At 43.6% G+C, this 16,300-nt stretch carries 13 protein-coding genes; 8 read left to right on the top strand and 5 right to left on the bottom strand.

Going from position 1 to position 16,300, the window contains the following annotated elements; genetic code table 11:
• Positions 1–80 precede the first annotated feature (80 nt).
• From JRG66_RS10385 to JRG66_RS10355, 7 genes are all read left to right on the top strand, one after another.
• The gene (locus tag JRG66_RS10385) at positions 81–1,166 is read left to right on the top strand and encodes a hypothetical protein (protein WP_265162698.1); all 1,086 of its coding nucleotides are present in this window, start codon (positions 81–83) and stop codon (positions 1,164–1,166) included.
• Positions 1,167–1,188: 22 nt separating this feature from the next.
• Entirely contained in the window at positions 1,189–2,700 is a 1,512-nt protein-coding gene (locus JRG66_RS10380; RefSeq protein ID WP_265162697.1) for an OmpP1/FadL family transporter, read from the top strand.
• A 162-nt stretch (positions 2,701–2,862) separates the two neighbouring features.
• Positions 2,863–3,540 carry a GTP cyclohydrolase I FolE gene (gene folE / locus JRG66_RS10375; RefSeq protein ID WP_265162696.1) on the top strand — a complete coding sequence of 226 codons (678 nt, stop codon included), beginning with the start codon at positions 2,863–2,865 and terminating at the stop codon, positions 3,538–3,540.
• Between the two features lie 15 nt (positions 3,541–3,555).
• A complete protein-coding gene (gene cysS, locus JRG66_RS10370; protein WP_265162695.1) occupies positions 3,556–5,043 on the top strand; it encodes a cysteine--tRNA ligase in 1,488 nt (495 codons plus the stop codon).
• Between the two features lie 13 nt (positions 5,044–5,056).
• Entirely contained in the window at positions 5,057–5,299 is a 243-nt protein-coding gene (yidD, locus tag JRG66_RS10365) for a membrane protein insertion efficiency factor YidD (RefSeq protein WP_265162694.1), read from the top strand.
• Positions 5,300–5,351: 52 nt separating this feature from the next.
• The gene (gene lgt, locus JRG66_RS10360; protein ID WP_265162693.1) at positions 5,352–6,176 is read left to right on the top strand and encodes a prolipoprotein diacylglyceryl transferase; all 825 of its coding nucleotides are present in this window, start codon (positions 5,352–5,354) and stop codon (positions 6,174–6,176) included.
• A complete protein-coding gene (locus JRG66_RS10355) occupies positions 6,173–6,664 on the top strand; it encodes a DUF192 domain-containing protein (protein ID WP_265162692.1) in 492 nt (163 codons plus the stop codon). Before lgt ends, JRG66_RS10355 begins: the two co-directional genes overlap by 4 nt.
• Positions 6,665–7,146: 482 nt before the next feature.
• Here the strand turns inward: JRG66_RS10355 and secDF are convergent, their stop codons facing one another.
• The 4 genes from secDF to gyrB form a co-directional block, all read right to left on the bottom strand.
• Positions 7,147–10,137 (bottom strand): protein translocase subunit SecDF, encoded by a 2,991-nt coding sequence (secDF, locus tag JRG66_RS10350; RefSeq protein WP_265162691.1) that lies wholly within the window; start codon positions 10,135–10,137, stop codon positions 7,147–7,149.
• Positions 10,138–10,364: 227 nt separating this feature from the next.
• Complete coding sequence (gene mdh, locus JRG66_RS10345; protein WP_265162690.1) at positions 10,365–11,297, bottom strand: malate dehydrogenase; 933 nt, start codon at positions 11,295–11,297, stop codon at positions 10,365–10,367.
• 83 nt (positions 11,298–11,380) lie between these two features.
• Positions 11,381–12,376 (bottom strand): DUF6588 family protein, encoded by a 996-nt coding sequence (locus tag JRG66_RS10340; protein WP_265162689.1) that lies wholly within the window; start codon positions 12,374–12,376, stop codon positions 11,381–11,383.
• A 118-nt stretch (positions 12,377–12,494) separates the two neighbouring features.
• Positions 12,495–14,435, bottom strand: a complete 1,941-nt coding sequence (gyrB, locus tag JRG66_RS10335) for a DNA topoisomerase (ATP-hydrolyzing) subunit B (protein WP_265162688.1) — start codon at positions 14,433–14,435, stop codon at positions 12,495–12,497.
• A gap of 405 nt (positions 14,436–14,840) precedes the next feature.
• Here gyrB and JRG66_RS10330 point away from each other — a divergent pair, with 405 nt between their 5' ends.
• Positions 14,841–15,416: a DUF2911 domain-containing protein gene (locus JRG66_RS10330; RefSeq protein WP_265162687.1), complete on the top strand. Its 576-nt coding sequence runs from the start codon at positions 14,841–14,843 to the stop codon at positions 15,414–15,416.
• A gap of 49 nt (positions 15,417–15,465) precedes the next feature.
• On the opposite strand, the gene JRG66_RS10325 is transcribed toward JRG66_RS10330, so the two are convergent.
• A complete protein-coding gene (locus JRG66_RS10325; RefSeq protein ID WP_265162686.1) occupies positions 15,466–16,098 on the bottom strand; it encodes a 7-carboxy-7-deazaguanine synthase QueE in 633 nt (210 codons plus the stop codon).
• Between the last annotated feature and the right edge of the window lie 202 nt (positions 16,099–16,300).

Raw genomic sequence — 16,300 nt, 5'->3', positions numbered from 1 at the left:
AAATGTTGTACCTTGTTAGTGAAATAAAGTTAGCGCAAAACTAACTATTTTTATCTTTGTTCAATAAATAATTCAACGTCATGAAACGATACTACAAGCTTTTAAACGTGAGAAGCCTTTTTACAGCACTTGGCTCTCTGTTTTTATTAGCTTCCTGTAGTTCTTACCAGTATGCCGGCTATGACAACGACGGAATTTACAACTCCTCAGATAATGGAGAGGCGTATACTGCTAATGATTACGAGGAATCTTATGAAGACGCCCTTTATTATAAAAACCTCTTTGGAGAAAAAGCCGAACAGTTTGGAGCTGTTCCTGAAAATGGAGCAATTTTTACTGATATCGAGACTTACTCGTCTGGACAATACGACGAAAACATGTTTGGAGCCGAAGGTTTGGAATACGAACCCGGCCGTGCGGTCTGGGGAACAGACCCCGATGAGATCGCAGTAAACATTTACAACAACTATCCCTTCTACAGCCCATATCATTATGGTTACGGATTTAGTTATCCTTATTACGCCGGGTTTTATGATCCATTCTGGGGGCCCCGCTACTATCGCTACGGCTTTTATGATCCATATTACTTCGGTCATCCTTACGCATATCCATCGTGGAGATGGAATATTGGCTGGGGTTACGGCTGGGGCGGATATTACGGCTACGGACATAGATACTCTCCTTACTATCCTTACGGCGGATATTACAACCACTATTCGAACAACACGCGACAAGTGGCTTATAACTCCGGGCGTAGAGACAGCTACTCTAACCGCTACCGTGACACAGAGGCTTCTGAAAGCCGCGTTTCAAGGATCCAGGGTTATTCAAATACCCGCAACGTAAGAGCAGCGGCAACACGATCTAATAACGAGAGAACCTATCAAACCCGTTCTACCAGAACAACAAGATCTTCAGTGAACCGCAGCAGCGATTCTTATGAAAGAAGTTACAGAAGTGCAACCCAACGCAGGGCTACACCTGCCGTAAGAAGTAGCACTTCATCAGACTCAAGACCTGCAGTGAGAACAAGTCGTTCTTCAAGAAGCAACAACAGTTCTTACCGGTCTTCTACGCCATCAGTAAGATCTTCTTCAACAGTTAGATCCTCTTCGGCACCTCGAACCAGTTCATCATCAACTAGGTCACGTGGCGGCGGTAGATAATTCCCCTAAAACAACTTCATAAATGAAAAGATTAATTTTTGCCTTCACAGCCATGATCTCCATGACTGTGGAGGCTCAAAATATAACAGATGCCGTAAGGTATTCTACAACCGACCTTAACGGAACAGCACGATATCGTGCTATGAGTGGTGCTTTTGGTGCTTTGGGAGGAGATCTTTCTTCCCTCAACGTGAACCCTGCAGGTTCAGCCGTCTTTCTCTCAAGTTTTGCCTCCCTTAGCTTAAATGTGGAGAACAGCAATAAGGATGTAAGTTTTATGAACGGCTATAACAGCACCTCAGATTCTAATGTTGATCTGGGCCAGGCAGGAGCTGTTTTTATCTTTAATAATTTTAACGAAAACGCAAACTGGAAGAAGTTTTCTTTGGGGTTCAACTTTAATAAATCTTCAAGTTTTAATAATTCCTACTCGGCCAGGGGAAACAACCCTAATTCCATAGATCAGTATTTTCTTGCTTATGCCAACGGCATTGCTGTTGATAACCTCATTCCTTACAGGAATGAAACTGACGGAGAGGCATACGCCCGCCTGGGAGAGACTTTGGGGTTTGGAGCTCAACAGGCATATTTGGGATTATGGGGCGGTGTGATTGGAGTAGACAACCCGAATAACCTCCCTGAAAATGACCCGGCTTTCCTGGAACTCGATTCGTATAGCAGCATCTTATCTCCGGGCACATACGATCAAATTTACACCTATACCTCTACCGGATTAAACGGAAAACTAAGCTTCAATTTCGCTTCCCAATATCAGGACTTCCTTTACCTGGGAATCAACCTGAACTCCCATTTCATCAACTATGAAAGAATGACTTCTATTGATGAGGAAAATTTACAGGCACCAGATGAATACGTGTATTTTGAAGATCAGTTAACCACCCTGGGATCAGGCTTTAGCCTTCAACTTGGGGCTCTCGCCAAAATAGGATCAAATGTAAGGGCAGGTTTAGCATATGAATCCCCAACCTGGTACACCATATCTGAAGAGACAAACCAGTATATAGAGACCGACATTGATTATGTAGAACCGAATATTGTAAATATATATCCCGATTATAAGCTGCAGACTCCCGCCAGCTATACCGGAAGTTTAGCCTACCTCTTTGGCTCATCGGCACTTTTAAGCTTTGATTATACTTACAAAGATTATTCAACTACAAAATTTAAGCCTACAGATGATCCTGCCTTCATGCAACAGAACAACATAATCTCCAATGAACTGGGCGGTGCATCTAAATTCAGGTTTGGAGGGGAATACCGCATTCAGAACTGGAGCTTAAGAGGGGGATACAGATTTGAGGAAACTCCGTACAAAGATGAACTGCCTATGGGAGACCTCGAGGGCTATTCTGCCGGAATAGGATACAGCTTTGGAAGTATCAAAATTGACTTCGCTTACGATCATTCTACCCGGGAAACAAATCCGCAGTTATATCAAACCGGATTAACAGATCGCATGGGCATCTCTGGGAACAATTCAAATTATGTGCTCACAATAGGTTTTGGCCTGTAAGGCCGGACTATCTGACACCAAAAACAGCCTTCGGGCTGTTTTTATTTTTTATAGACATTTTGGGCATTGATCTTGCCGCAACAGACTTCCAGAAAAGGGTTAAAATATGTATCTTTGCAAGCTTAATTACCTAGTGTTTTAGACTCTACTTTATATAGAATTATGAAAAAAGACAACATAGACGAGGCTATTGATGAAATGGGAGATGCTTTTGTTAGCCCAAACACAGAAACTCCCATGCGTAAAGATGCATTCGACATAAGTGATGAAGAAAAGATTGAGCGCATACAAAAAGATGTAAAAAACATCATGGATACCCTTGGCCTTGACCTGACTGATGACAGCCTAAAGGGAACACCAAAGCGCGTAGCCAAAATGTTTGTCAAAGAGATCTTTGGCGGCCTTCACCCTCAGTTAAAACCAAAGGCCTCTACTTTCCAGAACAAGTATAAGTACGGGGAAATGCTGGTAGAAAAAAACATTACCCTCTACTCTACCTGTGAACACCACCTGCTGCCAATAGTAGGAAGAGCGCATGTAGGCTACATTTCTAACGGTACCGTAGTAGGACTTTCAAAAATGAACCGGATCGTAGATTACTACGCCAAACGCCCACAGGTACAGGAAAGGCTAACCATGCAGATTGTGAAGGAACTACAGGAGGTACTGGGTACCGAAGATGTTGCCTGCGTAATTGACGCCAAGCACCTGTGCGTGAACAGCCGCGGAATAAGGGATATTGAAAGCAGCACCGTGACCAGCGAATACGGCGGAAGATTTAAAGATCCTGAGGCAAGACGCGACTTTTTAGACTACATCAATCTGGAAACCGAATTCTAAATCTGTTCATTTTTTATGGCACTCTACCAGCAACAGGAATTAAAGATCTACAACTCGATCTCGGGCGAAAAGGAAATTTTTAAACCTATCAACGAAGGGACCGTGGGCATGTACGTTTGTGGCCCCACAGTTTACAGTAATGTGCACCTTGGCAATTGCCGCACATTCATCTCCTTTGACCTCGTTTTTAGATACTTAAAACACCTGGGCTATAAAGTGCGGTATGTTCGCAACATTACAGATGCCGGACATTTAGAAAATGATGCAGATTCAGGCGAAGACAGGATCGCCAAAAAAGCAAGGCTCGAGCAAATTGAGCCTATGGAAGTTGTACAGCGATACACTGTAGATTTTCACAATATTCTGCAGAAGTTCAACAACCTTCCTCCCTCCATTGAGCCTACCGCAACCGGTCATATCGTTGAACAGATAGAAGTTATCAAAGAAATCCTTGAGAAAGGTTATGCTTATGAAGCTAACGGCTCTGTCTATTTTGACGTGATCAGGTTCAACGAATCTCATGACTACGGAAAGTTAAGCGGAAGGAAGCTGGAAGATATGATTCCCAACACCAGGGAGCTCACAGCCCAAAGCGACAAGAAGAATCCGCAGGATTTTGCACTCTGGAAAAAAGCCGAACCGCAGCACATTATGCGCTGGCCTTCCCCCTGGAGCGACGGTTTTCCAGGCTGGCACCTTGAATGCACCGTGATGAGCTCAAAGTATTTGGGGGAAGAATTTGATATTCACGGCGGCGGTATGGACCTAAAATTCCCGCATCACGAGTGTGAGATCGCCCAGGGCGAAGCCGCTACCGGTAAAACACCGGTAAATTACTGGATGCATGCCAATATGCTTACCCTTAACGGCAAGAAAATGGCAAAAAGCACCGGCAATAACATCCTGCCCAACGAGATCTTTACAGGAGACAACCCTAATCTCGAAAAAGGATTTGCACCTACAGTTGCAAGGTTCTTTATGTTGCAGGCCAACTACAGGAGCATCCTCGACTTTTCAAACGAGGCACTACTGGCCAGCGAAAAAGGTTTTCAGCGGTTAATGGATGCCTATCACGCGCTTGATCATCTTGAAACTGCTGCAACATCCGATTTTGATGTAGTTGAATGGAGGCAGAAATGCTATGACGCCATGAACGATGATTTTAACAGCCCCATCCTCATTGCGCAACTTTTTGAAGCCGTAAAGCAGATCAACATCATTAAAGACGGAAAGGCCAAAATTAAAGCCGAAGACCTCGAATTGCTGAAAAAGACAATGTCCGACTTTATTTTTGACGTATTGGGGCTCATAGATACTTCTGAAGCCGGCAATAATGACTTCGGAAATAAACTTTCGGGCACTGTAGAACTGCTCATCAAGTTAAGGGCAGAAGCCAGGGCCAATAAAGATTTTGCCACCAGCGACAAGATAAGGGATGAGCTGTCGCAAATGGGCATTCAGCTGAAGGATGGCAAAGACAGCACCAGCTTCTCTATAGAATAATAAAAACCATGACGTGAGAAAGTGGCTTACATATCCACTTATAGGATTGGTAAGAATTTACCAGAGGTTTATTTCGCCACTCACACCGGCCACCTGCCGCTACACGCCTACCTGCTCTCAATACACTGTTGAAGCCCTTCAAACACACGGCCTTTTTAAAGGAGGCTGGCTTTCCGTAAAACGAATTGCCAGCTGCAATCCGTGGGGCGGACAGGGATATGACCCTGTTCCCAAGAAACTTCAGGAGGAAAAATAATCAGGAAAGGCGCCAAATATGTATCTTTACCTTCCAACAATAAAACCACTTCATGCTTTTCAATAAAATCTACTGGAATCCTTCCGAAGGAATTGATCTGGGATTTTTCGTCATCCACTACTATAGTTTAATGTTCGTTGTTGCCTTCACTATAGGCTGGTACCTTATGAAGAGCATTTACGAAAGGGAAGGGATTGCCCTCGAAAAACTTGATTCCCTGTTCATTTATACCGTTTTGGCCACCCTGATTGGCGCCCGGCTTGGGCACGTTATCTTTTACGACTGGGATTATTTTCAAAACCACCTGCTCGAAATTTTCCTGCCCGTAAGGTTCGAACCCGAGTTTGAATTCACCGGTTTTAGAGGTCTTGCCAGCCACGGTGCCGCAATTGGAATTATTACCGCCATGTACCTGTACTGCCGCAACGTACTGCACAAACCCGTACTGTGGATTTTAGACAGGATCGTTATTCCCGTAGCCTGCGGCGGGATTTTTGTACGCATCGGGAACTTCATGAATTCTGAAATCATAGGAAAACCTACAAACAGCGACTTTGGGGTAGTCTTCACCAAACTGGGAGAAGATTTTGCAAGACATCCGGCCCAGCTGTATGAAGCAGCCTGCTACCTGGTGGTATTTCTAATCCTTTGGTTCACCTACTGGAAAACCTTAAAAAGGGAAAAACTGGGTTATATTTTCGGGCTTTTTCTCGTGCTGCTTTGGTCTATACGCTTTTTCGTGGAATTTGTCAAGGAGCCACAGGTAGGCGAAAGGGTGAACTGGGTATTGAATACAGGTCAATGGCTGAGTATTCCGTTTATCATTGCCGGTTTCTACTTCATGTACAGGCCATCGACTAAAAGTCGCGTAAAATGATAAGAAAAAGCACTTTTTACAGCATTTTTCTCGCTGCAAGCGTGCTGCTGAGCTGCAAGGATAACAAAGAAACTGTACAGCAGGATATCGCCGAACCTATTACTTTTACGAAAGAAGCCGAGGCTTACCTAACAAAAGAAACTGGTGACACCATCAAGCACCTGCAATTGGAAATAGCCGATGACGATTATCAGCGCGAAACAGGCCTGATGTACCGCACAACTATGGAAGATTCCCAGGGAATGCTGTTTATTTTTGAAAATGAAGCACCCCGCGGATTTTACATGAAAAACACTAATATTCCGCTCGACCTCATCTTTCTTGGTGCAAACAATAAGATTGTAAGCATCCAGAAGAATGCGAAACCGAAGAGCCTTGAGACAATCCCTTCGGAAAAGCCGGCTCAATACGTACTGGAAATCAACGCAGGACTTTCAGATAAATGGAAGCTTGCTGTGGGAGACAGCCTTATTTTGAACCGAAAATAATTTCAAAATACTCTTCAAAAATGCCATTTTTGAAGAGTATTTTCTTTCTGGCCTTTCCTGTTCCCGGCTCAATTCTTTAGCCTCTTTTTTTAAGAGTTAATCTCAATACAAAAAGCAGCACCAATTTATTCCTGGTTTTATCGGAAGCCAAAAATGCCATTTTTGAGGGGTGTTTATAAAAGAATCTGCTCCAGTTTTACGTTTTATCTCAGGAGTAAAATGATCACTTCGGAAATATTTTCAGTATAAGAAAAGGAGAACCTTCAGGTTTACCTTCCGAAGAAGTGGGCAAAGAAACAACTAGTGTAATACTGGATTTACTGCTTCAGCTAGTCCAAATTGACTGACTGCACTTCCGAAGAAAAGATTTCCGCAGAAATTATTGTACTCCCTAAACAAGAGCCTTACATACCTCTCAAAAAGGGCAAAAAAAAGAGCCTTTCCGAAGAAAGGCTCTCTAAATATAATTATATGCTCCGGGCTTAAGCCACAGTTTCTTTTTGCTTCAGCTTTCTTCTTTTAGTCTCTTTATTGAAGGTATCGTAAGTAACTGGCGTCGCAATAAAGATAGAAGAATAAGTACCTACAATAACCCCCACGATAAGTGCAAACATGAAGCCTCTAATGCTTTCGCCTCCAAAAATGAAGATGGCAAGAAGTACCACAAGGGTAGTTAAAGAGGTGTTCACCGTACGGCTAACCGTACTGTTGATAGCTGCATTGATGGCATCTTTTCTGGTCCAGGACGGGTGCTCGTTAAAAAATTCCCTGATCCTGTCGAAAATAACCACGGTATCGTTAAGCGAATACCCCACCACGGTAAGGATCGCAGCGATAAAGGCCTGATCGATCTCCATGTTGAAAGGCATGAACTTGTAGGTTAGGGAGAAAACCCCGAGTACGATGAGCACGTCGTGGATTACGGCTACTACAGCACCCAATGAGAACTGATACTTTCTAAACCTCAACAGGATGTAAAGGAAGATCACCAAAAGGGAACCAAGTACCGCCCAAATAGAAGCCTGCTTGATATCATCGGCTATAGAAGGGCCTACTTTGATAGATTGCATAATTCCAATCTCTCTTTCCCCTTCGGCTCCTACAGTGAAATCTTCATAAGTAGTACCTTCGGGAAGATAAGATTGTACCGCACTGTAAAGCTTTTGGGAGATCTCCTCATCTACTTCGCTACCCTCTTCTTCCACTTTATATTTGGTTGTAACCTTGATCTGGTTTGCAGCTCCAAAGGTTTTGGCACTGGCACTACCAAATTCGGCAACCAGGTTATCTTCAAGTTCGGTAGGGTTCACGGCCTGGTCGAATCTAACGGTATAGCTTCTTCCTCCTACAAAATCCACTCCCTGGTTTAAGCCCTGGGTGAACAATGAACCTAAGCTCACCAGCAGGAATATCCCCGACACCACGTAAAAAGTCTTTCTCTTTTCAAGGAACTGGATATTGAGACCCGAGAATAAGTTTTTGGTCATTCCTGTAGAGAAGTCCAGGCTCTTGTTAGGGTTCTTTGCATAGTTGTCTATAAACAATCTTGTGATAAAGATTGCGGTGAAAAGCGACGTTGCAATACCAATTAACAAAGTGGTGGCAAAGCCTTTAATAGGCCCTGTTCCAAGAACCAAAAGGATCAACGCGGTAAGACCGGTAGTAATGTTGGCATCAAGAATGGAAGAAAGTGCGTTGCTGAAACCATCTCTAATTGCATCTTTCTGCACCTTTCCTTTAGAATATTCTTCCCTGATACGCTCAAATATAAGCACGTTCGCATCTACCGACATACCAATGGTAAGTACGATACCCGCAATACCAGGTAAAGTAAGCACTGCACCAAGGCCGGCCAGCACCCCAAAGATGAAAAGGATGTTTACAACAAGGGCGATATCGGCAAAAACACCGGCTTTTCCGTAGTAAAAGATCATCCAGAGCAATACCAGGATCAACGCAATGGCGAAAGACATGATACCGCTATCTATAGCTTCCTGCCCAAGGGAAGGGCCAACGATCTCACTCTGCACGATATCTGCGGAAGCAGGAAGTTTACCTGCACGTAATACGTTAGCTAAATCCTGACCTTCGGTGATAGTAAAATCTCCTGTGATCTCACTTCTACCACCTGAAATTCCTCCTGCCTGAGATACACCTGGCGCAGAATAAACCACGTTGTCTAGAACAATAGCGATCTGGCTTTGGTTTTCAGCAGCAAGAGCAGTCATCTCTTCCCAGGTCTTTGCTCCTTTTCCGTTCATTTGCATAGTTACCGCAACTCTACCAACCTGGTCGTAAGCCTGGGTGGCATCGGTGATCACACTTCCTGAAAGCGGCGGTTCATTTTGCCTGTTACCTCTTAGGGCGTATAGGGGAGCAACAGCATCATCTTCCTCTGTAATACCCCAAACGAACTTAGCGTAGCGCTGTTCCCCTTGAAGCAGGTTGCGCACCTGAGACATATTAAGATATTCCCTTACCCGGGCAGTATCTTCAATATTAAATGTTGCAAGAACCGGCCCTCCCTGGAAACCCGGAGAAGCCATAAGGTCAAACAAAGGATTGTTTTGTTCTGCGACCTGTGCAGTATCACTGGCCGACTCTAAAAGAGCATCGATCTCATCCTGCCCGGCCCCGGTAGTATCTACATCGGCCTCTGCGGTTTTTTCCAGCTCCATTTGCTTAAGCAGGTTGTTGGCCTGCACAAAGAAGTTCTGGAATTCATTGCTCTTGTATACATGCCAGAACTCCAACTGAGCTGTACTCTGTAAAAGGTCTTTTACACGCTCAATTTCTTTAGCTCCCGGTAATTCAACAAGAATCCTTCCTGAAGAACCAAGGCGCTGAATGTTTGGTTGGGTTACCCCAAATTTATCGATACGTTTTCTAAGTACTTCAAAGGCCGAAACTATAGACTCGTCAATTTTTCTCCTAATGATAGGCTTTACCTCCTCATTAGTCATTTCAAAATTGATCTCATCGCTAAGGTTTCTGTTTGCAAAAATATCGGGAGAAGCAAGGCGGGCATCCGGAATTTCTTCAAAAGCTTCAAAGAAGAGGTCAAGATAGTTCTCCTGACTTGTTTTTTGTGCTTCGTCTGCTTTTAACAGCGCCTGGTTAAAAGCAGGATCTTTACTGTTATTAGCGAGTTCCCTAAGGATATCTTTAACCGAAATCTGGAGAATTACGTTAATCCCTCCTTTAAGGTCTAGCCCTTTGTTAAGCTCTTTTTCTTTAGCCGAATTGTAGGTGATTCCAAGAAACACCTCTTCATTCCCAATGGAATCAAGATACCTCTGTTCTGCTCGTTCCCTGGCTGTAATGTAACCATCAACACTCTCGGGGACTTCCTGCTGTGCAAATTCTGCGGCATCTCCCTCAATATTGCCAGCAATAAAGGTGAAAGACAACTGGTAGATACATACCAGGGCAAACAAAATTGCAAATACCTTGATTATTCCCTTGTTCTGCATTATTCTTTAATTTATGTTCATTTTTTAAAAACGGACAAATATAGGTTTTCAAGATAGAAATCCCAATTATATTTTTTGAAAAAATTAACTTTTAAAACCAAAAAAAGAAGCTCGCCAAGAGCACCTTAAATGTGGGTTCCCGTAAATACCGATGAATTCTCGGGCCGGAAATTCCCCTCAAAAATGGCACTTTTGAGAAGCTTCTTTAAGTTAATATGTAATCGCTGTTATTTCTTTACTTCCAGAAGATCGTTTGTTTTGGAAACTCCTGAAGCACTTTCCTTAAGCTTGGCTTTTTCGGCATCGTCAAGTTCTATCTCAACAATTTTCTCGATCCCGTCTTTTCCAAGGATCACCGGCACACCAATACAAAGGTCGTTAAGCCCGTATTCCCCTTCTAAAAGGGCAGAACATGGGAACATTTTCTTCTGGTCACATGCAATGGCCTGCACTAAAGAAGAAACAGCTGCTCCAGGGGCATACCATGCACTGGTACCAAGCATCTTGGTAAGGGTTGCCCCTCCTACCTTGGTATCTTCAGAAATCTGGCTGATGCGATCTTCAGAAAGGAATTTGGAAACAGGCACAGAGTTACGGGTGGCCAGCCTGGTTAAAGGCACCATTCCTGTATCACTGTGGCCACCTATCACCATCCCGTCAACATCTGATGCCGGGCACTCAAGGGCTTCACTAATTCTGTATTTAAAACGGGCGCTGTCTAAAGCTCCACCCATTCCTATAATTTTATTCTTCGGAAGGTTAGTAGTTTTATGCACCAGGTAAGTCATGGTATCCATTGGGTTACTTACCACGATAAGGGTTGCATTGGGAGAATGCTCCAGAAGGCTCTCAGAAACCGATTTTACGATATCGGCATTGATCCCAATCAATTCTTCGCGGGTCATACCCGGCTTACGTGGCACCCCACTGGTAATAACAGCAATGTCTGAATTTGCTGTTTTAGAGTAATCATTTGTACTTCCGGTAATTTTCGTATCGAATCCTAAAAGCGAAGCAGTTTGCATGAGATCCATGGCCTTACCTTCGGCATAATCCTCTTTAATATCAATAAGAACTACTTCGGAAGCAAAATTTTTAATGGCGATATATTCCGCGCAGCTGGCTCCAACAGCTCCGGCACCTACTATAGTAACTTTCATTGTGAGTTAGTTTGATTAATAGTCTCGCTAAAGTACGAATTTCAGAGGATTTTTCTCTCAAAAAAAGCCGTAAAAAGCACAGATTATATGCCCACCGCAAGACCGATATTGGCATTGAAAAAATCGCCTGCCGACAACATCGCGTTAAGCCTAAATCGGCTAAAATACAGGTTCAACCCCAGGTCTCCTTTAAATTGGGTTTGCCCACCTTCAATTTCCCCAAGTTCTTCGTTCACACGAGGTAAGGCAATGCCATCTCCCCCCATTTCGTAATCAAAGCTGGAGTTCATGATTCCTGCAGCGGCAAAAACCTCAAAGTAACTCCATCTTTTAGAACCTATAATTTCAGCCAGGAAAAGATTTGCATCTACAACAATATGATTCATCGTCAAAAAATTTTGAACCGAAATAGGTTCAAATTCGTAATCTACATTCAGCACACTGTATGCAGCCCCAAAGGCAAGCTGAAAATCTTCGGGATAAACATTATTGAAATACTGGCTTAGGCTGTGTTTTGCCCCTATACCATATGTACTGGCGGTAACACCGTCTATGGCAACTTCGGGCATTGCACGTACAGTAATTTCTGTACCTGCAGATACCCCCACCGAAGCCTGAACAAAAGCATGAGGCACATAATCCCTGTTGATTCCGTCAATCCCTTTAAAGCGCACAGACTCAGTGAGTACCCCGCCGGTGAGGGGATTTTCAAAAGTCACATCCCCAACAAAATAATCTGAAGTGCTAGCCCCAAAAGCTGTAGGAAAAGAAGCAGATGTCACTCCCTCCATTTCAAGCAATTCAAGATCGCTGTTACTCAGGTTAAAGGATTTTTTATCGTTGGGCACAAAAAGGGCATTTCCATGCACTGCAATTCTAAGATCCCATTTCTCCAGGGCGGTAGCCGAACTAAACCAGCCGGCACTAGCCTGATAAGAAGCCCCATCGGCAGCAGGTTGTGCAAAGTTTTTGGCCAGCACAAGCATATCGTTAATGAAAAGTTGAGAATTATCTCCAGTTTGGGCAACCAGGCCAGAGGGCAGAAGAAAAACAAGGGACAGATAAAATAATTTTTTCACAATATTCAGGTTTTGTAGTTGAGTAAAAATAGCAAAAAAAGCATAGCTTCTTCAGCAGATTAGGGCAAACAAAAAACCCCGCTTTTCAGCAGGGTTTTTCAGGTTATTTAAAATTTGTTTAAGCATCAATATTTGCATAAACTGCGTTCTTTTCAATAAAGTCCCTTCGCGGCGGCACCTCATCACCCATAAGCATAGAGAAGATCCTATCGGCTTCGCTGGTGTTGTCTATCGTCACCTGGCGCAGTGTCCTAAATTCAGGATTCATTGTAGTATCCCACAATTGTTCAGCGTTCATCTCTCCAAGACCTTTGTATCGCTGCACGCTTACCCCTCCACTAAAAGAGTTGGCAATTTCGTCCCGCTCCCGGTCGTTCCAGGCGTAGCGTTTCTTGCTTCCTTTTTTGATAAGGTAAAGTGGCGGAGTAGCAATATACACGTGGCCCGCTTCAATCAACTCTTTCATATACCTAAAGAAGAAGGTAAGGATCAAAGTGGCAATGTGACTACCGTCAACATCGGCATCACACATGATCACGATCTTGTGGTATCTCAGTTTCGACAGGTTCAACGCCTTACTGTCTTCTTCGGTACCAATGGTCACCCCAAGTGCGGTATAGATGTTCTTGATTTCTTCGTTCTCAAAAACCTTATGGCTCATGGCTTTTTCAACGTTAAGTATCTTACCCCTCAACGGCAGAATAGCCTGGAAGTGACGGTCACGACCCTGCTTGGCCGTTCCTCCCGCCGAGTCTCCCTCAACAAGGAACACTTCACTTTCATGCGGATCCTGGGAAGCACAGTCAGAAAGCTTACCAGGCAAGCCACCACCGCTCATCACGGTCTTGCGCTGCACCATTTCACGGGCCTTTTTGGCCGCATGCCGGGCCTGGGCCGCAAGAATCACTTTCTGAACAATGGTCTTGGCATCATTGGGGTTCTCCTCAAGGTAATTTTCAAGCATTTCAGAAACCGCCTGTGAAACAGCAGCAGTAACTTCCCTGTTCCCGAGTTTGGTCTTGGTCTGGCCTTCAAACTGGGGTTCTGAAACTTTTACAGAAACAATTGCAGTCAATCCTTCGCGGAAGTCATCTCCCGAAATTTCGAATTTCAGCTTATCAAGCAGGCCTGAAGAATCGGCGTATTTTTTCAAAGTAGTTGTCAAACCTCTCCTGAAGCCGGCAAGGTGTGTTCCTCCTTCGTGGGTATTGATATTGTTAACGTATGAGTGAAGATTTTCGTTGAAGGAAGTGTTGTACACCATAGCCACCTCAACAGGAATATCATTCTTCTCACCCTCAATGGCGATTACTTCGCTAATGATTGGTTCCCTGGTACCGTCAAGAAATTTGATAAATTCCTTTAAACCTTCTTCAGAATGAAAGACTTCAGAAATAAATTCCCCTTTGTCATCTTTCTCCCTCCTATCGGTCAAAGTGATTTTGATCCCTTTATTGAGGAATGCAAGTTCACGCATCCTGCTGGCAAGGGTGTCATAGCTGTACTCTGTAGTTTGCTGAAAGATGCTGGGATCGGGCTTAAAGGTAACTATAGTACCGTTCAGGTCTGTAGTTCCCACCGATTTCACAGGATAAAGAGGTTTTCCTCTTTCGTACTCCTGTTCCCAGATAGTTCCGTCACGATAAACAGTAGCCTTCAAGTGATCGGAAAGGGCGTTAACACAGCTTACCCCAACCCCGTGAAGACCTCCGGAAACTTTATACGAATCTTTGTCAAACTTTCCTCCTGCCCCTATCTTGGTCATTACCACCTCAAGTGCAGATACGCCTTCTTTTTTATGTAAATCTACAGGAATACCACGACCGTTATCCTCTGTAGTAATAGAATTGTCTTCGTTTATGGTTACTCTAATAGTATCACAGTGCCCGGCAAGCGCTTCATCAATAGAGTTATCCACCACCTCATACACAAGGTGATGCAAGCCCCTCACCCCAGTATCACCAATGTACATGGAAGGGCGCATACGCACATGCTCCATCCCCTCCAGCGCCTGGATACTGTCAGCCGAATAACTGCTTCTTTTAACCTCTTCGCTCATATTTAAATTCGTTAAAATTTTATCAATTTCTATAACGAACAAATATACCAAAATCGTGCCTGTAAAACCACTCCCACCCTTGTTAAAGCCTTGAAGTTATCAACAATTTCTGTGGAAAAATCCTCGCTTGTAGCGGTTTGGAGAAGCCGACCAAAAATTCGGTTTCCCTTTATTTTTCTTTCGGAAATCGATTCCTTTCTCTTTGGAAAAATTTTACACCAGCATAAAAATTTACCTAATTATTCACATTTTGGAGAGCTTTCCCAAACCTCGGAAATATCATCTTCAGTTTCAGAAAAAATTCACTTTAGAGTTTCGCATCTTTTTAACCGGATTTAAAGAAAACCTTAACTAATTATTAGCCAGCATGATTTATATTTAACCCATAATTCAAAATCAAAAGAAATGAAGAAATATTTTATAATGTTTGCAGTAATGGCCGGGTCATTTACCACACAGCTACACGCCCAGGACACCACTGAAACTTTAAAAGATAATGACGGGCCAAATTTTTCAAAACTTGACGTAAGCCCTATGGATGTCGCTCTTTTTAGGGGCGAAAACAATGAACCTATGGCCAGGGTATTGTACAGCCGGCCACAAACCCGCGATCGCGAAGTCTTCGGAAAACTTGTGCCTTACGGCGAAGTGTGGAGAACGGGGGCCAATGAAGCCACAGAGATCACTCTCTACCAGGACCTGATGGTAGGAGATAAAACCATCAAAAAAGGAACTTACACGCTTTTTACCATTCCGAAGGAAAAAGAATGGACAATCATATTAAATAACAGCACAAATATTTGGGGGGCATATGACTATCATGTTGAAAAAGATGTTGCCCGTATCACCGTACCCGTGAGAAAGTCACCTGTACCCATCGAAGCTTTGTCAATGAGTTTTGCTGAATCTAATGAAGGCGCAAACCTCTTTATTGGCTGGGATGACAGGTATGTAAAAATCTCATTTAAAACAACCCGGTAATTATTAAAGATAACCTGAACAAAAAACGCCCTTTTTGAAGGGCGTTTTTTTATGGGATATTAAGATACTTGTGCGTTTGCAGCGAGACTTTCCATTTTGGGTGCTGCATGACGTAATCTACAATAAGAGGCATCATTTTTTCACGGTTGCTCCATTCCGGTTGCAGGTAAAGGATGCAGTTCTCATTCACTTTGGCCGCCTGCTCCTCTGCAAACTGAAAGTCGTGCTTATTAAAAACAATCACCTTTAGCTCATGGGCGATTTCATAAATCTCGGGTGTGGGAAGCTTGATCTTCTTTGGAGAAAGGCAAATCCAGTCCCAGGTTCCTGTCACGGGGTAAGCCCCCGAAGTTTCAATGTGTATTTTCGCCCCTTTTGCCTTTAAACCACTGGTAAGCGGCTCCATATTCCAGGTAAGAGGTTCACCTCCAGTCACCACGATCGTATTGCTGTATTTTACAGCATTTTCAACAATAGTATCAACCCCTGTAGGAGGGTGTAGTTTGGCATTCCAGCTTTCCTTGACATCACACCAGTGACAACCTACGTCACAGCCACCCACCCTGATAAAGTAAGCAGCAGTACCCTTGTGAAAACCTTCCCCCTGAATGGTATAGAATTCTTCCATTAGCGGCAGCATCCTTCCCTGCTCCACCAGCTCGTTCATTTCCTGTTCTTTCATAAGCGGCAAAGGTACATAAAAACCCGAACTCATTGCTCTTATACCAGCAAAAGCATACCTCCCAAAAAAGGTGTTTTTAAGTGCTCTTTCCAGATGGATTTTTTTATCGTACTACTGTGAAAGTTTCTTACATTAACCCAATCTATCAATACAAAAAATAAGTCACCCCTTGTACCGAACAAATAAAATCTTTGCAATTCAA

The organism is Salinimicrobium tongyeongense, assembly GCF_026109735.1.
Classification (GTDB): domain Bacteria; phylum Bacteroidota; class Bacteroidia; order Flavobacteriales; family Flavobacteriaceae; genus Salinimicrobium; species Salinimicrobium tongyeongense.
The sequence above is the reverse complement of the archived record's forward strand: the minus strand, read 5'-3'. Positions and strand labels throughout refer to the sequence as shown.

Coding starts and splice junctions, on each gene's coding strand:
- JRG66_RS10385 (WP_265162698.1), top strand. CDS start 81: ATGAAACGATACTACAAGCTTTTAAACGTGAGAAGCCTTTTTACAGCA.
- JRG66_RS10380 (WP_265162697.1), top strand. CDS start 1,189: ATGAAAAGATTAATTTTTGCCTTCACAGCCATGATCTCCATGACTGTG.
- folE (WP_265162696.1), top strand. CDS start 2,863: ATGAAAAAAGACAACATAGACGAGGCTATTGATGAAATGGGAGATGCT.
- cysS (WP_265162695.1), top strand. CDS start 3,556: ATGGCACTCTACCAGCAACAGGAATTAAAGATCTACAACTCGATCTCG.
- lgt (WP_265162693.1), top strand. CDS start 5,352: ATGCTTTTCAATAAAATCTACTGGAATCCTTCCGAAGGAATTGATCTG.
- JRG66_RS10355 (WP_265162692.1), top strand. CDS start 6,173: ATGATAAGAAAAAGCACTTTTTACAGCATTTTTCTCGCTGCAAGCGTG.
- secDF (WP_265162691.1), bottom strand. CDS start 10,137: ATGCAGAACAAGGGAATAATCAAGGTATTTGCAATTTTGTTTGCCCTG.
- mdh (WP_265162690.1), bottom strand. CDS start 11,297: ATGAAAGTTACTATAGTAGGTGCCGGAGCTGTTGGAGCCAGCTGCGCG.
- gyrB (WP_265162688.1), bottom strand. CDS start 14,435: ATGAGCGAAGAGGTTAAAAGAAGCAGTTATTCGGCTGACAGTATCCAG.
- JRG66_RS10330 (WP_265162687.1), top strand. CDS start 14,841: ATGAAGAAATATTTTATAATGTTTGCAGTAATGGCCGGGTCATTTACC.
- JRG66_RS10325 (WP_265162686.1), bottom strand. CDS start 16,098: ATGAAAGAACAGGAAATGAACGAGCTGGTGGAGCAGGGAAGGATGCTG.